Source organism: Bradyrhizobium sp. Pha-3 (genome assembly GCF_042258325.1).
Classification (GTDB): domain Bacteria; phylum Pseudomonadota; class Alphaproteobacteria; order Rhizobiales; family Xanthobacteraceae; genus Bradyrhizobium; species Bradyrhizobium elkanii.
Genome location: NZ_CP170151.1, coordinates 8,129,556 through 8,148,744 on the forward strand (window position 1 = coordinate 8,129,556; position 19,189 = coordinate 8,148,744).

The 19,189-nt window shown below is 59.6% G+C and carries 17 protein-coding genes and 7 pseudogenes; 10 read left to right on the forward strand and 14 right to left on the reverse strand.

The genetic code is table 11. From position 1 onward, the window contains the following. Positions 1-9: 9 nt before the first annotated feature. Positions 10-1,503 (reverse strand): radical SAM/SPASM domain-containing protein, encoded by a 1,494-nt coding sequence (locus ACE10X_RS38865; protein ID WP_016841999.1) that lies wholly within the window; start codon positions 1,501-1,503, stop codon positions 10-12. 565 nt (positions 1,504-2,068) lie between these two features. Here ACE10X_RS38865 and ACE10X_RS38870 point away from each other — a divergent pair. Beyond that, complete coding sequence (locus ACE10X_RS38870; protein ID WP_016841998.1) at positions 2,069-2,332, forward strand: hypothetical protein; 264 nt, start codon at positions 2,069-2,071, stop codon at positions 2,330-2,332. Positions 2,333-2,465: 133 nt separating this feature from the next. Further along, the gene (locus ACE10X_RS38875; RefSeq protein WP_018268855.1) at positions 2,466-2,903 is read left to right on the forward strand and encodes a hypothetical protein; all 438 of its coding nucleotides are present in this window, start codon (positions 2,466-2,468) and stop codon (positions 2,901-2,903) included. Here the strand turns inward: ACE10X_RS38875 and ACE10X_RS38880 are convergent, their stop codons facing one another. The 4 genes and pseudogenes from ACE10X_RS38880 to ACE10X_RS38895 form a co-directional block, all read right to left on the reverse strand. Next, positions 2,904-4,487 carry an IS66 family transposase gene (locus ACE10X_RS38880; RefSeq protein ID WP_018268856.1) on the reverse strand — a complete coding sequence of 528 codons (1,584 nt, stop codon included), beginning with the start codon at positions 4,485-4,487 and terminating at the stop codon, positions 2,904-2,906. A 99-nt stretch (positions 4,488-4,586) separates the two neighbouring features. Continuing rightward, a complete protein-coding gene (tnpB, locus tag ACE10X_RS38885; protein ID WP_026191835.1) occupies positions 4,587-4,937 on the reverse strand; it encodes an IS66 family insertion sequence element accessory protein TnpB in 351 nt (116 codons plus the stop codon). Next, positions 4,934-5,101 carry a hypothetical protein gene (locus tag ACE10X_RS38890; RefSeq protein ID WP_244436053.1) on the reverse strand — a complete coding sequence of 56 codons (168 nt, stop codon included), beginning with the start codon at positions 5,099-5,101 and terminating at the stop codon, positions 4,934-4,936. Before ACE10X_RS38890 ends, tnpB (ACE10X_RS38885) begins: the two co-directional genes overlap by 4 nt. Before the next feature lie 42 nt (positions 5,102-5,143). Beyond that, positions 5,144-5,305, reverse strand: a pseudogene (locus tag ACE10X_RS38895) (transposase); the annotation flags it as partial. Positions 5,306-6,345: 1,040 nt separating this feature from the next. Here ACE10X_RS38895 and ACE10X_RS38900 point away from each other — a divergent pair. Next, positions 6,346-6,778, forward strand: a pseudogene (locus tag ACE10X_RS38900) (integrase core domain-containing protein); the annotation flags it as partial. A 280-nt stretch (positions 6,779-7,058) separates the two neighbouring features. On the opposite strand, the gene ACE10X_RS38905 reads toward ACE10X_RS38900, so the two are convergent. Further along, positions 7,059-7,253, reverse strand: a complete 195-nt coding sequence (locus ACE10X_RS38905) for a hypothetical protein (protein WP_016841989.1) — start codon at positions 7,251-7,253, stop codon at positions 7,059-7,061. Positions 7,254-8,368: 1,115 nt separating this feature from the next. On the opposite strand from ACE10X_RS38905, the gene ACE10X_RS38910 reads away from it, so the two are divergent. Continuing rightward, positions 8,369-8,554, forward strand: coding sequence for a hypothetical protein (locus ACE10X_RS38910; RefSeq protein ID WP_016841987.1), 186 nt, complete (start codon positions 8,369-8,371; stop codon positions 8,552-8,554). A gap of 60 nt (positions 8,555-8,614) precedes the next feature. On the opposite strand, the pseudogene ACE10X_RS38915 reads toward ACE10X_RS38910, so the two are convergent. Together ACE10X_RS38915 and ACE10X_RS38920 are read right to left on the reverse strand one after the other, a co-directional pair. Then, positions 8,615-8,857 (reverse strand): annotated as a pseudogene (locus ACE10X_RS38915) (IS3 family transposase); the annotation flags it as partial. A gap of 919 nt (positions 8,858-9,776) precedes the next feature. After that, positions 9,777-9,923, reverse strand: a pseudogene (locus ACE10X_RS38920) (IS5/IS1182 family transposase); the annotation flags it as partial. Positions 9,924-9,927: 4 nt separating this feature from the next. Here ACE10X_RS38920 and ACE10X_RS38925 point away from each other — a divergent pair. Further along, a pseudogene (locus tag ACE10X_RS38925) lies at positions 9,928-11,140 on the forward strand (IS110 family transposase). Positions 11,141-11,362: 222 nt separating this feature from the next. Here ACE10X_RS38925 and ACE10X_RS38930 read toward each other — a convergent pair. The 4 genes from ACE10X_RS38930 to ACE10X_RS38945 all read right to left on the reverse strand — a co-directional run bounded on the left by ACE10X_RS38930 (position 11,363) and on the right by ACE10X_RS38945 (position 13,455). Further along, the gene (locus ACE10X_RS38930) at positions 11,363-11,542 is read right to left on the reverse strand and encodes a hypothetical protein (protein WP_244436051.1); all 180 of its coding nucleotides are present in this window, start codon (positions 11,540-11,542) and stop codon (positions 11,363-11,365) included. Between the two features lie 252 nt (positions 11,543-11,794). Then, complete coding sequence (locus ACE10X_RS38935) at positions 11,795-12,049, reverse strand: 7-cyano-7-deazaguanine synthase (RefSeq protein WP_370144071.1); 255 nt, start codon at positions 12,047-12,049, stop codon at positions 11,795-11,797. Beyond that, positions 12,030-12,392 carry a 6-carboxytetrahydropterin synthase QueD gene (gene queD, locus ACE10X_RS38940; RefSeq protein WP_026191838.1) on the reverse strand — a complete coding sequence of 121 codons (363 nt, stop codon included), beginning with the start codon at positions 12,390-12,392 and terminating at the stop codon, positions 12,030-12,032. The genes ACE10X_RS38935 and queD overlap by 20 nt, the downstream gene beginning before the upstream one ends. Positions 12,393-13,188: 796 nt before the next feature. Then, the gene (locus ACE10X_RS38945; protein WP_075969178.1) at positions 13,189-13,455 is read right to left on the reverse strand and encodes a DUF3892 domain-containing protein; all 267 of its coding nucleotides are present in this window, start codon (positions 13,453-13,455) and stop codon (positions 13,189-13,191) included. A 1,027-nt stretch (positions 13,456-14,482) separates the two neighbouring features. Here ACE10X_RS38945 and ACE10X_RS38950 point away from each other — a divergent pair. Further along, positions 14,483-14,695 (forward strand): hypothetical protein, encoded by a 213-nt coding sequence (locus ACE10X_RS38950; protein WP_125459376.1) that lies wholly within the window; start codon positions 14,483-14,485, stop codon positions 14,693-14,695. 488 nt (positions 14,696-15,183) lie between these two features. Here the strand turns inward: ACE10X_RS38950 and ACE10X_RS38955 are convergent. Next, a pseudogene (locus ACE10X_RS38955) lies at positions 15,184-15,374 on the reverse strand (IS6 family transposase); the annotation flags it as partial. Between the two features lie 78 nt (positions 15,375-15,452). On the opposite strand from ACE10X_RS38955, the gene ACE10X_RS38960 reads away from it, so the two are divergent. From ACE10X_RS38960 to ACE10X_RS38970, 3 genes are read left to right on the forward strand one after another with little or no spacing between them, the layout of a single operon-like run. Beyond that, positions 15,453-15,854, forward strand: a complete 402-nt coding sequence (locus ACE10X_RS38960; RefSeq protein ID WP_038380667.1) for a transposase — start codon at positions 15,453-15,455, stop codon at positions 15,852-15,854. After that, positions 15,851-16,198 carry an IS66 family insertion sequence element accessory protein TnpB gene (tnpB, locus tag ACE10X_RS38965; protein WP_018272694.1) on the forward strand — a complete coding sequence of 116 codons (348 nt, stop codon included), beginning with the start codon at positions 15,851-15,853 and terminating at the stop codon, positions 16,196-16,198. The genes ACE10X_RS38960 and tnpB (ACE10X_RS38965) overlap by 4 nt, the downstream gene beginning before the upstream one ends. A 46-nt stretch (positions 16,199-16,244) precedes the next feature. Next, the gene (locus ACE10X_RS38970; protein WP_038380666.1) at positions 16,245-17,897 is read left to right on the forward strand and encodes an IS66 family transposase; all 1,653 of its coding nucleotides are present in this window, start codon (positions 16,245-16,247) and stop codon (positions 17,895-17,897) included. 79 nt (positions 17,898-17,976) lie between these two features. Here the strand turns inward: ACE10X_RS38970 and ACE10X_RS38975 are convergent. Further along, positions 17,977-18,431: pseudogene (locus ACE10X_RS38975) on the reverse strand (IS6 family transposase); the annotation flags it as partial. Between the two features lie 247 nt (positions 18,432-18,678). Here ACE10X_RS38975 and ACE10X_RS38980 point away from each other — a divergent pair. Then, a complete protein-coding gene (locus ACE10X_RS38980; protein WP_075969173.1) occupies positions 18,679-19,083 on the forward strand; it encodes a VOC family protein in 405 nt (134 codons plus the stop codon). Positions 19,084-19,189 lie beyond the last annotated feature (106 nt).

The following is a 19,189-nucleotide window of genomic DNA, read 5'->3' on the forward strand; positions in this document are numbered from 1 at the left end:
TGGCCTCCTTCAGCTCAAACGCAGTCCGGAGCGATAGTTACTCGGGCAGAGCGGCGGTGGATGGAACACAGTTCCGTACGAGAAATAGGCGTCGCGGTAACAACGGCCCTTTTCCCACATGCAGGTTTCGAATTCGGGACAGGATTCACATGCCGTGCCAGCGAACTGCATTTGCTCAGGATAGATGAAGCGCTTCAGGTGCGCGCCGTGCCAGATCTCTTCGATCGACTGATAGCTGGCATCGCCGACGAAGAACGGGTCCGCCATTTTCATCTGTTCGCACAAGAAGGCCTTCCCACTCGGCGAGATACCGAGCGCCGACCACCCGCCGCCGCAACCGATGCGACCGTCCCAAATGGCGCGCGCCGCATTCGCGTCGAGTTCGCTCTGGTCCGGCGGCGCCTGCGTGAGATTCTCGACGATATCGGCGTCATCGTAACGGCTGCGGATGCGATCAAACTGATCGCGCAGTGAAGCAATCGCAACCTCATCGACAAAGAGCTGGTCCGTGTGCCGGTGAAACGACCGCCCATAGCGGACGAAGTGGAAGACCCGCGCCCCGCGCTCGTAGAACCGGTGGACAATCTTCTCCGGCTGGTCGTGGTTGAGGCCGGTGATCACCGCCTTAATCTTAGGCATGATGCCGAAGGAAAGGAAGTTCTCGATCGTCTCTTGATTGCGGGCGACGTTCGATCTCTTGATGCACAGCACGCGTCGCGACACGTCGTCGTCGACGGCATCGATGCTTAACTGCACCTGACGCTGGATTACGCCGCGCACCTTCTTCGTGAAGCCGGCGTCGATCAGGCGTTTGATGTAGTCTTTACTGACATAGGCCTTGGTCGACAGCAGAAAGTGCATCTCGTTCTCGAGCAGGCATTCGAGGAGATCGATGCCGTCGCGGCGGGCGAAAGTGTCGCCATTGTCCGGTGACGCCAGCCAGATGCCCAGACTGCGCATCTCGCGAATGATCTGACGCCAGCGCGAAATCGGCATTTCCGTCATCTTGCAGCGATCCGCGTAGCAGTAAACGCAGTCGGTCAGACAGCGATGTGTGAAGACGGTATAGACATTGATCGGCGTATCGAGCCGCAGCGACGTCTTCGGATCGTTCTTACGAGCCGCAAAATGAGCTGGATCGATGATGAACTCGCGCGGATCGAAAGACTGCGCATCGGCAATCGGCTCATCAGAAATATCGAACAATCCATCCTTGCCGAGCCCGGTCTGCGAGGGCGACGTACGGACAAGCGTGTCGGCGGAGCGCAACACGTCAAGCAACGGCTTATCGGTTCTCGGGAGCAGGCTCTTAAATAGGACGCTAAGCTCGGAGATCGATCGTTGTCCGTCAAGCAAGGACAGCGCAAAGCCTTCGATTGGCGCCAAGTAATAGATTTGAGTGTTGATGTAATCGAGCGAATAAACGATCGGCCGGGCACCGTCGACCTTGAGAATGAATTCGCATCTGACGGCGGGATATTGTGAACCTGATGTATTGAGCATATGCGATCACCGGCGGCTTGGAATCAGTGGTTAGCTGGAAGGCGGACGCTTTGACCTACAGCCAACGATTCGATTCATGCCCGAAGCGTGGAGACCGTCGGCTTGCTACATTCGCGATGTCGAAGTTGACGGTGCGCAAGCCGACAGCCCCAGCCACTCGCACTACCAGCAGATAATGCACGGGCAGACCGTGCACTGCGAGCAGCCCTTCAAGGTCGGAGCGACCGGCCGACCAACCACTAGTTCCACGTCGAGATTTTTTGCCCTGATCAGCTCTTGCATTTCTTCAATCAGTTTTTCGCGTTCCGCCTCGGACGCTCTGCCCCTGTCAATTCTCGTTGCCATTGTGAGATCTCCATTGCCAAAGTTTCCACTTGGCAACGTTATCATCGGGGCCCTAAACGGGTAAACTGAACAAGCGTCATTCGCGAGTGATGAATGTAACGGAGGGGATGGAGTGCCACATGTGAAGCAAAAGCAACGCCATTCAATGCTGTGTGTTTGATCCGCAACAATTGCCCGGGCACGGAGATATTCCAGCTTCTTTTCGCAGAAACGTTATGGCGTGGAGACCGTGGTTCCGTCATTGCGCGCCGAAGCAGCTTGGCTATCGCTCTGGCACCCAGACATTCAGAACGAAGTCATTCGCCGCGAACCGCTCACCCTTATTTCTCAAGGCGATCCTAGCTCGCTCTCTATATCGATCTGCGAACAGCTTCTCTTACGATACGCATCCAAGCAGGCGGCGGCCGAGATTTCCGACGACCACGTGGACGCTCGCGAGCTGCGGATGTTTGCCGGCCAGCAGCTCGCCCCCGGCAGTTCGTGAGCGTCACGAGAGGATCACCGGTTCCCGGGCTTGACCTGCGCGGAATGCTCTGGATAGCGCGGTCGGGATGATTGACGCCGCCGGCGCACGATGATGGGTTGATCCCGGTTCGGAGTGGGCGACGGGGATCAGAATGACCAGCGAGTCGCAGCTGCGCGAGAAGCTTCGGAAGATCGAGGCGTTGTTCGTGGGTGCCGGAACTGCTGGCGAGCGCCTTGCAGCGGAAGCCGCACTGCAGCGGGTGCGGGCCCGGGTCGAGGAACTTGCTCGCCACGATCCACCGATCGAACAGCAATTCTCACTTCCCGACCAGTGGTCTCGGCACCTGTTTCTGGCACTTTGCCGCCGATATGGGCTGCGGCCGTTTCGTTATCGCCGGCAGCGACGCAACACGGTGATGGTCCGTGCGTCACGGGGCTTCGTTGATCGAGTCCTGCTGCCGGAGTTCACAGAGCTTGAGGGTGCGCTACAAGTGTATCTGCACGAGGTGACGCTGCGCGTGATCCGCGAAGAGATTTACGACGACGCCAGCGATGCGCAGGAAGTTCCCGACGCCTTGCCGTCGAACTGATCAAGCGGCGAGCTTTGCCTCGGAACCGTCGCGCGCGGCTTTCCAATGCCACGGCAACAGCGTGTTCAGCTGATTGATCTTGGTGCGTCCGGAGACGATGCGCTCGAGAACGTCAGTAAGATAGTGCCGCGGGTCGATGTCGTGAAGTTTTGCCGTGTTGATGAGCGACGCGAGAATGGCCCACGTCTCGGCCCCGCCTTCACTACCGGCGAACAGATAGTTTTTCTTTCCCAACCCGATCGGCTTGATGCTGCGCTCGACCGTATTGCTGTCAATCTCGATGCGCCCATCATCGATGAATCGCGTCAGGCCTTCCCAATGGTTGAGGGTGTAGCGGATTGCCTTGCCAAGGCCGGATTTCTTCGAGACTTCCAGCAGTCGCGCTTCGAGCCAGGGCTTGAAGTCCTCGATCAGCGGTCTGGTGTCGGATTGTCGCACCGCAGCTCGCTGCGTCGCCGGCAAACCGCGAATGCGATCCTCAACGGCGTAGAACATCGCGATCCGCTGCAGCGCTTCCGCGGCAATCGGCGACTTCGTCGCGACGTGAACGTCCCAGAACTTCCGCCGCGCATGCGCGAAGCAGAACGCCAGCTGCATCAGACGGCTGCCGCTCTTGATCAAGCCCTTGTAGGCGGCATAGCCATCAACCTGCAGGATGCCGCGATAGTCCCCGAACAGCCGCTTGGCGCGGATCGCCTTGCGATCCTCGGCGAACACGTAGACCACCGCCGGCGGCGCCGGGCCGCCCCATGGGCGGTCATCGGTGGCGATCGCCCAGAACTGGCAGATTTTGGTTCTGCCACGGCCGGGATCGAGAACTGGCAGCGGCGTCTCGTCGGCAAACAGCCGCGGATAGGACATCACCGCGTGGTGCAACAGCGCGTGAAGCGGCTTCAGCCACCAGGCGACGCGGCCCATCCACGAGGCCAGTGTTTGCCGGTCGAGCGTGATGCCTTGGGCGGCAAACATCTGTTCCTGGCGATACAGCGGCAGCTGGTAGCCGTATTTCATCACCGCGACGTGGGCCAGCAAGGCTTCCGTCACCATTCCACCGTCGATCGCCTGGGCCGACGCGGGTGCCTGTACCACACCCTGGCGGCAGCGCCGGCAGCCGTACCGCGGACGCACGATGCGCTTGATCCGGTACTGCATCGGAATGACGTCGAAGGCTTCCTTGACGGTCTCCCCGATCTTGTGCAGCTGCTCGCCGCAGCAGGGGCAGCTGTGGCTCTCGATATCGATCACGACATCGATGCGCGGCAAATGCTCCGGAAGCTTCCCGCGGTTGCGTCGCGCCGGTCGCTTTCCACGGCCCTCCGCTCCGTCAGGCAGCCTGCCTCCGGCCACATCGTCGTTGGCAGCGGCACGAGCCGCCTGTGCGCTGATGGTGAAGAGAGACAGCTGTCCGATATCCAGTGTCTCGGAGCGCGGACCGAAGATCATGCGCTTGTACTGGGACAGGATCATCAGGAGCTTGTCGTTCTCCTGGATCGCAGCGTCGCGGTGAGCGATCGCTGCATCACGCTCGGTCGCCAGTGTGCTGCATTCCTCCGACAACGCCGCAAGCCGTGACGATAGCGCCATCACGGTTTGTCGGAGCAATGCTGGATCGGAAGGCAAATCACTCATGCAGAGTAATTCTACAACAACTCCGCATGAGTGACGAACGCCTCTTGATAATGATCAACCAGCTCGTACCGGCTGATCCACAGGTCGCATCGGCACACGCTTCCAGTCCGAGCCATCGAGCAGCACCGAGAGCTGAGCATGAGATAGCGACATGACGCCTTCCTTGATCGGCGGCCAGGTGAACTGCCCCTCGATTCTTTTGTAGTAAAGGACAAGGCCGCTTCCATCCCAGGTCAGGATCTTCACGCGATCTCGGCGCTTGGAGCGGAAGACATAAAGTCCGCCGTCGAACGGATCGGCTCCAAAGGCCTCGCTCACCAGCATCGCCAGCGAGTCCATGCCGCGGCGGAAATCGACCGGCTGCGTCGCAATCCAGATCGACAACCCAGCTCGAAGCCCGATCATCGACCAACCGTCCCGACCGCCGCCAGCACCTCGCACAGTGCCTGCCGGTCGACTGTCCCCCTAACACGGATGCGAACCGCGCCGACCTCGATCTCGATCGTCGCCTGCTCCTCACTCGGGCCGCTACGGCCGGTGATCGCGACCGGCACAAAGCCAACTGGCATGCCTCTGTCCCCGTGCTCCGCGACCTGCGACCGCGTGGCCTGGCGACGCCACAGGAACAACAAGCTTGGACTGATGTCGTGTCGCCGAGCCACCGCGGACACGCTTGCACCCGGCGCAAAACTCTCCGCGACAATCGTCGCCTTTGCATCGGTCGACCAGCGCCGACGCCGGCCCGTCCCGGTGATGATCTCGACACGCTGCAGCGTGTCAGCGCCGTGTTCGAGGATAGGTATATGCCTATCCTTATCGCTATCCTTACGACTATCCTTGGACATTGTGACCTCGCGACAAACCATTCCGCGAGATCTTCCTAGCCGACCAGATCAACCCTCAGTGCGTGGTCTCTGCATGACGCTCACGGCAGTTCGAAAGCCGAAGGCAATCCTGCGCCGCGTCAGAGGAGATGTGCGACCGCATCAATCGGGTCAAAAAGCCGCACTCTCACGAATAGGAGGGGTTAGACTTGCTGGATTACGGAGGCCTCATAGGCGAACTCGCTATCTAGCGAGCCGCCCACGCCCGCCTGCGCTTCGTTTGCCACTCGGCGAGAAGTCGGTCGACGCGTTGCCGGGTGGTTTCGTTGAGCGAAACGACCACAACCAATGCTGCACGCCGTTTGCGACTGATAGCGGTCATTGAACGCGCACCACCTTCGAAGATAGCTATTCCCTTTTTCCGGTAGGACGCAGAAAAACCTGATCCTCATAACCTCGCGGCTCAATGATGGCCGTGTAAGTCACGCCCTTAAGAGTGAGGTTTGTCTACGGTTGAGACGCGGTTGGCAGCACGCGGTGCAAGCACATTTCCTCCTTAAGGTCATCCGGCGCCCACTGCGCACCGTGCTGCCAGTCCAGAGGAAGATATACGGATATATTCGGCACTGACCCGTCTCGTTGGGATCATCAGCCAGGCCCGTCGACGCATCGGCTTGAACATCCAACAGCCGCCGGGAGGTCTTCGGGAACCGCGTCCAACCTCGGCGACGGGGCAGCCTGGCCCCGGGCTGCTAAAAAGAACAGCCGATGGTTCTCGACGCCAGCCTTCGCGCCGTCCTCCTCGGTCATCTGGTTCAGCGCGCACCACGCGCGCCGCGTCGGTGAGCGCCTTGGCTCCCCGGCTCGTCACCTCGGTGCCTGCTGGGGCCTTGCGTGTGTGATGCACTAGATGTGTGGCACAGCTGGCCTGCTCGGCGATCCGAGCGCCCAGCATGGCACGCGATCCATCGCGAGGCATACCAGCGCGCGCCACCCTCGACCAAGCACTCGCTGTATCCGGTCTTGACCACATGGCCGTCGCGCACCGGCCAAGGCTTCTCAGCGACAATGGTTCGAGTTACGGTGGCGGACGATCTGGCCACGTGGCTCGATCACAATGGCATGCTGCATGTGCGCGGCGCTCCGTACCCATCCCCAGACCCAGGGAAAGATCGACGCTGGCATCAGACGCTGAAGAACCGCATACCGCTCGACAATTACTGCCTGCCCAATGATCTCGAACGCCGGGTACGGGCCTTCGTCGAATACTACAATCACGTCCGTTATCATGAGAGCATCGACAACCTCACACCAGCCGATGTCTGCTTCGGCAGGGCCGAGGCGATCCTCGCAGAACGAAAATGCATCAAGCGCGACACCATCGCAAACCGCCGCTTGCAGCATCAACTGCAGGCTGCTTAAACTCTAACCCGGATGAGCTAGAGCCTCTCTTCTCAGAACGCCTGATCAGTCTTAAATCATCTGACGACGGACAGGTGAAGTCCTGAAGCGCGTCTGCGGCAACGCGCATATGATCGTGGAGTCCGGTTTCGCCTGTCATCACGATCTCCTTTTCATTTGGAATGTGCTCGAAGAGGTATATTCAAGCTGGCGCTGTCTTTGGGACCACCTCTAGGCCGGAAGCGGGTGGCGGGTGATATGAATTGCAGTTCGAGGCCACGGAGACGACCCGCCGAGCTATTCAACCGCCGGTGTGACTAGATCTCCGAGTGCCATCTCGTGGCGCCATCTCGTGGTCGTTAATGAACGCTTGATATTGCGCGAGGTCGGCGGCCTTCAGGCGTTGCAACGCACGCTCGGCGTCGTGACGCGAGTCAATGCTGTGACGTTGCTTGACCTCTTCCGCGCCTTTTATCATCTCTTCGAGACGATTCATTGCGTGTCCGGCGCTCGCGCGACTTTCCCTTCAATTCTTTAAAGGCAGCGAAAAGGGCCTTGAGCTGTTGGCCTGGGCTGTATTTCTCTAAGATCTTCTTTTCGATCTCCGAGACTTTGACGACGTTCGTTTCAACTTCCTGATTCACACCTCCGCTTAGTGGCACAAAGAATGAAACGAATACCACGAGAACCAATTCGGGTTTGACATCGACATCCTCTCGATCACCGTGACGATGGCGTTCGTTCTCATTGGCGGGCGCATTGCGCGGAGTCCGCTGATGGCCGCAGCGGTCTGATGCCTCGACTGAGCAAGCAGCGCGCGTGAGAGACCTTCGTGGAAGAACATGTGGTTTACAGTGGAAAAGGAAGGAAAACATGTGCTTTACGACCGAAGCTCGCTCTCCAAAACGTCGGACTCGAAACACGAAAGCATCAAACACGGCAGCGTGCGGCGGGAGTGAAGTGCGAATGGCTCGCGCGGTGCGAAAAACACTCATCGCTTTGGTTCTTTTGAAGTCTATGCCTGTCTGGCACACTGGTTTCTGAGGGATGTATGGCTTGGCCGTCTATTCTTCACGTCTCCTCAGACAGCCGAGCTTGCCGTAAAAACTTCGCGCGGGTGGTTCTCTGCAGTCGGCCTCCCGTGCGCTTTTGTGGTATCCGACCGTCGCACATCGTGGAGATCGTGCCATGGCCGCGAAGAGGCTTTGAAGAACACGATAGAGGCGCTCACACAATGGTCTCAAGAGAAGGTCGCAACGAGCGTCGTGCTCACCGCGACCGCGAAGCTCGAAGTGATGAGGCCACCACCTAGGCGGCGTCCGAAACAGAAGCTCACTCCATGATCCTAGTTAGTTGAAGGGATCTTCCGTCATACTCCTCTTACCGCTCGTCGTACTGCGGTCCCGGTTGAGCCGTCAAACCCGGCAAACGCATCGTACTAATCACGACAACATCAATCGGTCCAAATTGCGTACGACAAGCAGGGCGCAGTCCGCTCAGGAGAAGCCATGCGCGAGATCCCGCCTAATCCCCAGTCGCCGACACGACACCGGCGGATGATTTGCTCACGCCGTATGACCACGACACGAACATGCGATCACGTATTTGCGCATGCTGGACACGGGCGCCGAAGGCTCTGACTGGCGCGAAGTGGCCGATATCGTGCTGCGCATCGAGCCGGGGCGCGACCTTGATCGCGCCAGGAAAGTGTACGAGACGCACCTTACAAGGGCGAAATGGCTGAGCAATCACGGATATGAACTGCTGCTGAAGTACGGCTGGCCCGCGTCAAACTGAGCAACACAGTCGATATCCCATGTGGGCCGGCTGAAGAGATTTGGTGAACGGAAATTCGGGACGAAGCTTCTTGAGCTTCTTGAGCTGGTCCTTCACCTCGCCGGAGGTCGCAGCTCGCGCCGTGTCGCCGGCCAGGCGGCGCTTGCCGGCCTCCAGGAACTCCTTGGACCGGTCGTAATGCATCGAGGCGACAATGCCTTCTCGGCAGTAGAGCTTGGAGATGTTCTCCTCGCCGCGCAATCCTTCCAGCAGCGTACGGGTCTTCTCTTCCGCTGAATAATGCCGGCGGGCCTGTCGCCTGATGTCTTTTAGACCTTGTTCTGCCGGTGCTTTGCCCGGCCCGGATTCTGTTTCATCTTTGCTCCTGGTGGCTACGACGAACCAGAACTCCGCCTTCCGCAAATCCCCCCACTGTTTGTCTCACAGGCCCTGACGGCGAACACGCCAACATCAGACCGGGAAGCTACTGTCTAAAATGGCAAGGGACCTCGCAAGACAGCGTACAGCGCGACCGGCACGCTAACCAGATTCAAAAGCCAGATCAGGTAGGTTCGTTCCTGGATGCCGCGGGTTAGAGTTGCTTCTTGCGTTTGTAGGCTCAAACGGAGGACAGTGTGAATGAAGGACTATCCCGATCCCGCCATGGCAAAGAACTACGTAGAATTGCTCGCGCTGTTGAAGGAATAGCAGAAGATTGCCGAGCGTGGCACATCCTGCATGCAAATCGATTAGATCGCCTGATCAAGATTCTTGTCTACCGACAGGGCCTCAAAACGACAAACGGATTCAACGGCTGAGAGTCGTCAGCATAACGTCGTAAGCTGAGCCGGGACACCAAGTTGGCCAATGCGCGATAAGGCTCAAACCAGACATGAAAACTCCCCGCTTGCGTGCCGACTATGGGTGTCCGAAGGTATTTCCATTTCCAACGACAACCGGATGGGTTCTTCCAAGCGCTTCTTTTCGTCCAAGGCCAAGTTTCAAGTTCAGCAATTTGGATCGAGAATGATCGGGGAATTTGGCCTCCTGAGTATGCTTTCGGGATCCGCCCTAGCCTTGTACGCACGTCGGCATCAATCAAAGATCATGGAGGCATGCGCTGGCGCGCTGCTGATTCTTGGCCTCGCCTGCTTTGGCGCGTCACTGCCGAAGTAAGCACCAATCAAGGCGTCTGCTCGCGCGGCGAGCAAAACGCTTCCTACGTCGCATACAACTCGCGGCCGTGGCCGCAGTAACCCTTGTCGACATAAGGCCGCTCGATCGCACAGCCGGTCAGTGTCTCGGTGCGGTCAATAACGTCCCGCAAGGTGTGACCGTCGTACGGATTGTCGGGCAACGACCTGGCGTACAGCACGAACAGACCGTAAGGCCGTATGTCCGCCTCTTCCAGTGAGGTGGCTCGCCCCACACTGCGCGTCCGAGGGTTACTCGGGCGTACCGAGCCGACCTTCATCACGGGAGGACGAGCCGTGGCAGATTATGGGGAAGCATTTGTCGGAATCGACGTCGCGAAGCTGAAAAACGCCATCGCGATCGCGGAAACAGGCCGGGAAGGAGAGGTTCGCTTCATCGGTGAGGTCGACGCGTCGGCGACGGCCATGCGCCGGGTCGTTGAACGGATCGCCAGCCGGTTTGGTGGTGTGCATTTCTGTTACGAGGCCGGTCCGACTGGCTATAGCCTTTATCGTATAGCGCGACAATCAGGATGGGAAGTCTCACCCTGATCGCCGCCGCGCACTTTATCGCCTGATCCGGTCGCTCGGCCATGAATGCACCGTGGTTGCGCCGTCGCTGATCCCGAGGAAGCCAGGTGATCGCGTGAAGACGAACCGCCGGGACGCTGTTTCTCTTGCCCGGCTGCTGCACGCCGGCGAGCTGACGGCGGTGTGGGTTCCCGATGAAAGCCACGAAGCGATGCGCGATCTCGTCCGCGCCCGGGCGGCGGCGGTTGAGGCGCTGCGGGTCCACCGCCAACAGGTGAGCGCCTTCATGCTCAAGCACGGCCGCACCTATCCCCGCAAGAAGGGATGGACGATGCGCTATCTGCGTTGGCTTCAGGAACAGCAGTTCGATCATCCCGCGCATCAGATCGCGCTCCAAGAAATGGTCGAAGCGGTTTGCCTCGCCAGGGAGCGGGTCGAACGTCTGGAGCGCACGATCGAAGAGTACGTCTCTGCCTGGTCCTTGGAGCCGCTCGTGCGGGCGCTTCAAACACTGCGAGGTATCGATCTAATCGTCGCGGTGACATTTGCCACTGAGGTTGGTGACGTGAGCCGTTTTGAGACCTCACGTCAGCTCATGGGCTATCTCGGCCTGGTGTCGGGCGAGCGATCGACCGGGGAGACGGTCAGGCGTGGCGGCATCACCAAGGCCGGCAATGGCCGCGTTCGCCACATGTTGGTCGAGAGCGCCTGGACGTATCGGCCCCCGCCGAAGATCGGAAAAACAAAGCTATACCGGCTCGAGCAGCCATCGCCAGCGGTGCGAGAGATCGCATGGAAGGCGCAGACCCGCCTGACCGCTCGGGACATCTGCCGCCGAAGATCGTCGAGCCGCACGCGATCGCCGCGCGCGTTGACGACATGAAGGATCGCATCGCCCTCATGGACCACGCTGAGTTGCGTCGAACCCTGCGGCGGCTTCGCGCTCACGGGGCCGTGGATCGGCGAGCGCAAGGTCACGATCCTGGCATTGACCACGGCCTCGACGCCCGAGGTCTGCAGCACGGCCTTCAGCGGCAACCATCCGAAGACGGCCACGATCGCAAAGGCCAATGCCGACCTTGAGCAGGCGGCGAACCCACCGGCCCTAGCCTGCAGGTGCTTCGGGATGGGGAGCGCTATCGCTGACGGGCGCGCTCACCGGCTCGTCGTGCGCCGGCTGCAACCGGTCTTGCAGATCGCGCTGCAATCCGCGTGCACCCGATTCCTCGTCCTTGCTGACGGACGTATGATCTTCGGGAACGGGCTTCCGCTGTTTCTGATTCATGATCACCGGCCCCTGAACTGTCAGTGCGCGCGGGGTGCAGAAACCGTAACCCTTCGGCGGGCGTCGAACCGCAGGAGACCATCGACAGCTGTTTCTCGAACCAAGGCTTTCCGCAAGGGTATCGATGGTCTTGTTGCGCTTGTGCGCGATGCCGGTTCGGATCCGTTCTTGTGTGTCGGACGAGATTGTGTGGCAGAGGCACCCTAACACCAGCCAGGGCCGGCCACCCAGAGATTCTCCGCCACATAGTAATCAGATGCTGGCCGGCAGCTGCAGGATGGTGTCGTTCGGCAGAAGCGCGCGCTGCGGTCGCCTGAGACGCCCGCCTTCTCGAGTCCCCAGCCCATCATGGAGCACGCCGTGACGAACCGCGCGGCTGTCGTAGCGCGTCAACGCCCAGGCAAGGCAGGTCGTAGAATCATGGCCTCCAGAGAAAAGCACGAGTGCAGATCTTGTCATCCCCAGTGTCCCAAAATGGCTCCGAGCCTCACGGTTCGTCTCCATCATATTCGGCCCAGCATCCGGCGGTCTCGAAGACCTTGACCGCGGAGAGTTGCTGCAATCGGGGTCTTATCTTGTCCCAGATCCAGATCGCGATGTTCTCCACGGTCGGATTCTCGAGCCCGTGGATATCGTTGAGGCAATGGTGATCGAGTTGTCGCAACAAAGGCCCTAAAACCTGCTCGAGCTCGAAGAAGTCTATCACGAAGCCCGTCCGCGGATCGACCCGACCGCTCAAGACGAGTTCGATCCGGTAGGAGTGACCGTGCATCCTGTGGCAGCGATGCGTCTCGGGCACGTTCGGCAGCCGGTGCGCGGCTTCAAACTTGAATGCTTGAGATATTCTCATTTGATTCCGAGGTGTTTGTGAGTTTGGACGCTGAGACACCATTTGGGATGAGACCGACAATATTCGATGGCATCGCGTGTATTGGCGACGACATCGGGACCATCCATCGGCTGGAGCAGGAAGTTCGCGAAGTCAAGGTCTTCGAGACGCTCGGGTAGCGCCTCGGGCTCGTTCGGAAACTCGCTCACCTCGTTTAAGCCGTATCAGCAGGTCCTTCCGCCGTTCTTTTGCAACCTTCTGCCCGAAGGCCCTGCATGTCGAACCTCTCTGTTGGCAATGGCCTTGAAGAGCGCAATCGCGATCCGACCGCGTTCCGTGATTTCGAAGCGAAGGGGCTTGCGGCCGCACTACGCCACGGAGCCGGCGATCAGGGCACCGGATCAGTGACGAGCCGAGCTCGGCCCATGTCCGCGAATTGCCGTTGGGGTAAAGGCCGGAGTCGCGGCCGATCTCGAGCGCCGTCACCTCGCGGTCGGCGGCCAGGACCGCGGCCTGCCGCGGCTTCAGCGTCTGTCTCGGCCGCCTCACAGCCCCAACTCCTCCGGCGACCGGCCGCCCCCCGGACCCGGACCCAGTCCCGGCGTTCCGCCGCGACCGGCTGGACGAACGGGTGGCTGGCGCGCGCCTCAAGCGGAGGCGATCCTCGCCGAGCGAGAACGCATCAAGCGCGACACCATCGCAAACGGCCGCTTGCAGCATCAACTGCAGCCTGCTTAAACCCTAACACTGATGAGCCAGAGCCTCCCTTCTCGAAAAGCCTGATCAGTCTCAAATCATCTGACGACGGACAAGCCGGTCACGAGCAATCCGGAAGGCTCAGAAGATTGTCGGGAAGAAAATGATCATTCTCGGTCTTTAGGTACTCGCGGCCATCGTGTTTTTTGACGATCACCTTGACTGTCTTACCCTGCTCAGTGACATCATAAGCGCTTTTGTCGCGTTTGACGTTTGCAATGGCTGTTTCTTCCGAATCTCGCCATGCTGAACCACCGACTGCTTGAATACGCCGATGGCGGTCTTGATGGTTAGGCAGCTTGGTAATGCAGGTGATACGGCGAGTCATGGCTCACTCCTTATTTCGTGGCGCCAAGGCTTTGACCGTTAGCAGAACGGACTCACTATCCGATTGCTTGGAAGCCTTCAGAGCCCCGCCTCACGGGTTGAAAATTTGAATAACGTCGTCAGTACGGGCGGGTTGCATTCACCCGGGTTTCCTCTGCTCGCTGTCTGTATCTGCATCGTTGGTTATGCCAGCGCGGATACACCAACTGGCCAGCCTTACCGCACGACGTGCGTCATTATTATCCAGACCAGCAGGACGGCGCTTAAGACCGCAATGCCAATACCGATGCGAGCCGCGGTTGAATAAGAACGGAAGCGTGGTTGTTTGAACATGCGACTTCTTCTCTTGTCCCTTGACGCGAGCGCGTACCGCTGATGTGCCCCAACTCCGTGGCGCGAGTTCTTTCTTTAGGCATGCGAGCTTGGCGAACCGGTTCCACCGCGCTTTGGCTTTCTCGCGATTTCTCTCGCAGCTCGCCCGGCTTCCCGCAGTTCGGCGCGGCGCTTCGCCTGCAAGCTCGCGAACTCTTACGCGACAAGGTCTCGTCTGAGAATGCTGACCCGTTTGTTCAGCGCTCGGCGCAACGCATTGCCCTCACACGTCGTCATCCTGCCAGCAGACCGCTCGGCCACACAATCCATCATGACCCGTTGAATCTGGACTAGTGTCATACTTTCGATCTGGGCAATGCGTTTCTTAACTTTGGCGCGCAAGTTGGCAGTCTTTTTAGACATCGTCAGATCCTGATGCTCCACCGAGTCCAGCCCGAAAGGCTAACGACGTTTGACGGTACAGCATCAACATTGGATCGGCTCCTACCTACTCTGGGGGGCGGCCGGATCAAGTCAACGGGACAGCCAAGGGCTCTATCGCGCCGAGCAGGACGACGCGACGGCTCACGCCATTCAAGGCTACCGACCTCCAAGAGATGAATCGGCGCATCAGGTAACGGTGCCGGCAGTAGCGGATCATCTTCCGATCCGCGGTCACGATTGAACAGGCCCGCCGCAAGGATTTCGAGGAAGCATTGAAGATCCTCGAAGGCGGCTTTGTGTCAATTAGCAGTGGGCGCGTAAGCTTCATTAATCCGTCGATCCGCGACTATCTGACAAACTATCTCGATGATACGGCTCTGCGAGCCTTGTTCGCGGAAGCTGCCCAGAAGGCCGACTGGACAAAGGCGGTCTGGAATCAGGACAACGGATCGCAGCGAAATCAATCGAGCAGAAGAAGACTTTAGGAATCGCATTTTGGCCGATCGCGCAGCGATTCCTGCAACTTCCCGTCATGAAGCGCGATCCGACTGAACCCAATCGCTCCCGGTTCTACGATTCTTCCTTGTCCAATCGGCTTTCGCTCTTAATGGAATGGTATGTCGTGACCGACGATGCCGCATTTTCCGATGCTGCGGTATTGCTGGTGGAGCGACGGCGCGAACCTAGTGAGGTTGGTTCGGGACTTGCCCCCCTGCGGGAAGGTTAATAGGCATTCGCACCGATCAAGGTACTGCACAGCGACGATGGCTGGCTGTATGGATATAACATCTACTTTGATGAAGGGCCTGATCTCGAAATCCTTAAACGGATCGATGGACTGATAGATGGCCGCTGGATTCGGATTGGCGCCTAACGGCTCCGAAACTGAAGCGCCGCCAAATTCGAGATTGGCGCGCTGTCATCCGACTCAAGAGAGTCAAGCGAACTGAATACTCATAGCGGCATCGTCAACTTAATCGACCACCGAGCCGAAGGAGGCGATTCCCAAAGGTCGAGAGTCGGCGGTAGCGCTTGTCATGGAGGTCTCGCGACAAGTCGCAAAGGCTCGCTTACGCGAGGCACGACGGAAGTCGGCGGCGAGGCTCCGGGATAGGGGATGTGGAGAAGGTTCGCAACCTGATCATGAACTGACAGAAACCGTTCGTATCCCTCCGTTGAGGGCCGCCTTGTTTGACGGACGCGAGCGCTGCAGGTCCTAGGGGTAATCCTAGGAGAAGCGCTATGACGATTTCGCGGGCAGAGGTGATCACATCGGTCGAGCGGCGGCGTCGGTGGTCGCAGGATGAGAAGGAACGGCTAGTTGCAGCATCGCTCGAGCCCGGAGCCACCGTTTCGGAGGTGGCTCGCATGGCCGGCCTTCATGTGAGCCAGCTGTTCAGGTGGCGCAAAGAGCTTTGCAAGCACGGTGAAACGAGTGTAGCGCCGTTAGTGCCGGTCGAGATTGGGCCGTCTGTGCCGCCGCGGGATGTGGCCGAAGCGCCATTGACGACGGCGCCGGCGCGTCGACGGAGGAGCCAGGGCATCATCGAGATTGATCTCGGTAGCGGACACCGAATCCGGGTCGATGGTGACGTTGATGGAGACGCGCTGCGACGAGTTCTCGATGCCCTGGTGCGCCGATGATTCCGGTTCCGAGCGGCGTGCGAGTGTGGCTCGCGACAGGCTACACGGATATGCGCAGAGGCTTTCCGTCGTTGGCACTTCAAGTGCAGGAGGTGCTGCGCAAAGACCCGCTCAGCGGTCATCTGTTCGTCTTCCGCGGTCGGCGCAGCGATCTTGTGAAAGTGATCTGGCACGATGGCCAGGGAGCATGCCTGTTTACCAAAAGACTCGAGAGAGGAAAGTTCATCTGGCCATCGGTTGCCGGTGAATCGGTAACGATCTCTCCGGCGCAGTTGAGCTATCTGTTGTCCGGGATCGATTGGCGCAACCCTCAAGAAACCCAGCGTCCGACGCGGGTCGGATAGCCGTTTTACAGTTTGAATCTTCTGCTTGATCTGATTCAATGGCTTCATGACATCGAAGCCGGACGATCTTCCATCGGACCTTGCGAGTGCCCTGGCGGCGCTGCAGGCCGAGCGTGAGGCGCGGTTGCGAGCTGAGGCGGTGGCTGCCAGCGCGCAGGCGGAGCTGTCGGACAACGAGGCGCTGGTCGCGCATCTCGAGCTGCGGATCGAGAAGCTCAAACGCGAACTGTACGGGCAGCGCTCCGAGCGCACGGCGCGGCTGCTCGAGCAGTTGGAACTGGAGCTCGAAGACCTCGTCACCACGGCGAGCGAGGATGAGCTTGCGGCGCAGGCCGCAGCGGCGAAGACTCAGAACGTCCGCCCCTTCACGCGCAAGCGGCCGGTGCGCAAGCCCTGGCCGGACGACATCGAACACGAGCGCGTCGTCATTGACGCTCCGACGAGCTGCGCCTGCTGCGGCGGATCGCGGCTGGCGAAGATCGGCGAGGATGTGACCAAGACGCTGGAGGAGATCCCGCGTCGCTTCAAGGTCATCGAGACAGTGCGCGAGAAGTTCACCTGCCGCGATTGCGAGAAGATCAGCCAGCCGCCTGCGCCGTTCCATGCCACGCCGCGCGGCTTCATCGGCCCACAATTGCTGGCGACGATCCTGTTCGACAAGTTCGGCATGCATATCCCGCTCAACCGCCAGAGTGCGCGCTTCAAGGCCGAGAGGATTGATTTGCCGCTGTCGACGCTGGCCGACCAGGTCGGCCACGGGACCTTCGCCGTCATGCCGCTCTTCCACTTGATCGAACGCCATGTGCTCGCTGCCGAGCGCCTTCATGGCGATGACACCACCATCCGTATCCTGGCGAAGGGCAAGTGCACGACCGGGCGGATCTGGACTTATGTGCGGGATGACCGGCCCTTTGCCGGGCCTGCGCCGCCGGCGGCGGTCTATTACGCCTCGAGCGACCGACGAGGCGAGCATCCCCAGAAGCATCTGGCCGCCTTCGCCGGTATCCTGCAAGCCGATTGCTACAACGGCTTCGAGCCGCTGTTCGACCCGCAAAAGAAGGTGCTGCCGATTACGCCGGCGTTTTGCTTCGCCCATGCGCGGCGGGGCTTCTTCGAGCTGGCTGACATCGAGAAGAATGCCCGGGAAGGCAAGAGAGGTAAACCGGTCTCTCCGATCGCGCTGGAGGCGGTCAGGCGCCTGGATGTGTTGTTCGAGATCGAGCGCGCCATTAACGGCTGCGGCGCCGAAGAGCGGCACGCCGTGCGCCAGGAAAAGAGCAAGCCGCTCCTCGGGGACATGCACGCCTGGTTGTTGCGTGAGCGCGAAACCCTCTCTCGCTCGTCCGAGGTCCTGAAGCCGATGAATTACATGCTCAGGCGCTGGGACAACTTCGCCCGCTTCCTCGACGATGGCAGGATCTGCTTGACCAACAATTGCGCTGAGCGCGCATTGAGAGGCATCGCCCTGGGAAGGCGCAACTGGACCTTCGCCGGCAGCCAGCGTGGTGCCGACCGTGCCGCTATCATGCTGACGATGATCACGACCTGTCGTCTCAACGACGTCGATCCCAAGGCCTGGCTCGCCGACGTCCTCGCCCGTATCGCCGATCTTCCCGCTTCGCGTCTGCACGAACTGCTACCCTGGGAATGGAAGCTCCTGCGCCAAGGCGACAAGCCTGCCGATCAGCAGGCCGCCTGATCTTCACGCAACACAATCATAGAGCTCGCCGTGCCCGCGCGCATGCATCAATCAGGCGGTCTTCGTCGTATGCGTACAACCGTTCAGCCTGATGGGACGATTTGAAACGCGTCATGATCCGCTCGCGCCGCCTCGTCGGCTGATGAAAATGTTGAGAGCTTTGTACTGGCGATGTTCGAAGCCAATCTTCGCCTTCGCAGCACCGTACGAACGGCATTTGTCCGTGATCATCACGCGCGGCGGCATGCCGGCGGATTTCAAGAGCTTCTTCATGAACCGCTGTGCAGTGCGCGAATCTCTTCGGCGCTGGATCAAGACGTCGAGAACGAAGCCATTCTGGTCGACAGCGCGCCAGAGCCAATGTTATTCGCCCGCGATCGAGATAACGACTTCGTCCAGATACCATTTGTCACCGCGAGCGGGAGCGCGCTGGCCGATCCGATCGGAGAACGGCTTGCCGAATTCCGTCCCCACTGGCGCACGGCTTCATAAGGTCACGCCAACGCCGTGCGCCGCCAGCATTTCCTCGACCATGCGCAAGCTTAAGGGAAACCGGAAATACTACCAAACGGCATAGCTGATCACTTCCGACGGGAAGCGATGGCGGTGATAAGGAGGATCCTTGGCAGTCCGCACGTCGCTCGTATACCCCCTGCGCCGCTCCAATTCGTTGAACTTGACGGCACCCTCGGCCCCTACCAGGACGAGGAGGCGACAGCATGCTTTGCGTGTAGCACAAATTCTTGCAATCTGCGAGCTGCCACAGCACAGGGAGCAAATAATGGCACTGAAAGATGTTATTGGCGAATATGCTTTTGTATCCAAAGTAGATGTATCAGACTTGGATGCCAGCGTGGCGTTCTATGGAAAGAAGCTCGGCTTAATTCCAGACGAAAAGTACCACACGTCGACATGGCGGCAATTCCGTGTGCTTCCACGTGTTGCCATCGGACTGAATGTGCACCCTACCGGAGTCGGAACAGGCGGTGCCGTGGCAACGCTTGTCGTCGATGACATCGAGCAGGCAAGTAACCGATTGCAGAAGCAGGGCGTGGAGGTCAGTAAAATAGATGATGTGGGAGACGGCGTTCGGCTTGCCTTCTTCAAGGATCCCGACGGCAACTCCCTCGGTCTTCGTCAAAACTCTCCGCAGCATCCCAAGGCAGCTGCCGTAGGCGGCGCGTAGTCCACCAGCCACCGGCTTGCGCCTCATGCGAGCCGGTGGCTGCTGACCCGCTGGCGGGTTGCCCCTTCGGAAAGTTGGGTGAACCCGGCCCGCCGCCGGCTCACTT